At 68.1% G+C, this 1,214-nt stretch carries 2 protein-coding genes; one reads left to right on the forward strand and one right to left on the reverse strand.

Annotated elements, in window-relative coordinates:
• On the reverse strand, positions 1-985 hold a 985-nt coding region (locus EU811_RS22890), incomplete at its 3' end, for a Tat pathway signal sequence domain protein (protein WP_238703545.1).
• A 6-nt stretch (positions 986-991) separates the two neighbouring features.
• Between EU811_RS22890 and EU811_RS24500 the strand changes: the two genes are divergently transcribed.
• On the forward strand, positions 992-1,214 hold a 223-nt coding region (locus EU811_RS24500), incomplete at its 3' end, for a hypothetical protein (protein WP_238703546.1).

Consider the following 1,214-nt stretch of genomic DNA (forward strand, 5'->3'; position numbering starts at 1 on the left):
GGTACCACGCGGTGGCCCCCACATGCCGGTACGGGTAGTAGCCGAAGCCGAACCCGGTGTCGAGCGGGCTGCTGGCCGAGACGACACCGGAACGTTCGGGAAGCGCACGACCGCCCACGGTCTGCCCGGCCCCGAGCAGATCCTGGGCCCGCTCGATACTGGCGACCAGCCGACGGGCACCCGTCTCATCACCGGCCCTGCCCCGGTCCCGCAGAGCGAGCGCGAGATGAGCGGTCCCCTCGAACCACACCCCGTTGCGGTCGGGCTTGGGCTGGAACTCGGCGATCGGGGCGTCCTCGTTCGCCACCAGGCTGGCGGAGCTGAAGGTGACGCCTTCGTACGTCTGCCCGGTCGGCACCGTACTGTTCCGCCGCCCGGCGTGGTCGACCACGGCCAACTCGGCCGCCGCCCAGTCCAGCGACCGCGAGTATGTGTGAGAGCGGAGAGCGAGATGGGTCCAGGTCTGGGTGTCCTCGGGGATCGGGGACTTGTTGACAGTCACCCCGTCATTGGTACCGGTGTAGAAGAAGCCCCCGGCCGGCTCCCACATCTTCTTGACGAAGGCCTCGGCCCGCGCACGCCGCTCCCGCCACACCCGGTCACCGGTCAGCAGAGCGAGCCGACCGAACAGACAGACCAGATCGGTGTTGTGCTCGGTGGAGGTGAAGGGCAACTTCTCGTCGGCCCCGTTGACCCCGAACTTGTAGCCCCCGAGGGGCTCGTCGGTACGCCCGACCCGCTCGATCCACGCACCGATCCGCACAGCACCCTCAAGAAAACGACGGGCCCCGGTCCGCCGAGCGAGGGCGCTCAACGCGATCCCCGCCCAGGCCATGTCACCCACGGCCGTCCCCGTGAACCCGAACTGCGTACCCACGTTGGCAGTGCCGTCGGCCCGCACGAATCCATCCGGCTGCAGCGACCCGTCGAAGAAGGTGTACGGCCCGACGTTGTAGGCCTGCCGCAACCTGCCGTCGTCGTACACCGGGTCATGTTCCTGGGCGTAGAGCAACGCGTCCCCGAGCACCACGGCTCTACCCAGCCCACCGGCGGTTCGCCCCGCCAACTGCGCCAGAACCGCCAAAGCGTTGTCATACGTGAACGCCGTACTGAAGAGCCCCGCCTGATCGCTGTAACTCTGCGCCAGCCGGACACTCCCATGCTCCGGATAGCCATCCATGGCAGCACCCAAAAACCCGAGCCCACGAGACTAG

It is taken from the genome of Arthrobacter sp. TS-15 (genome assembly GCF_006964045.1).
Lineage (GTDB): Bacteria > Actinomycetota > Actinomycetes > Actinomycetales > Micrococcaceae > Arthrobacter.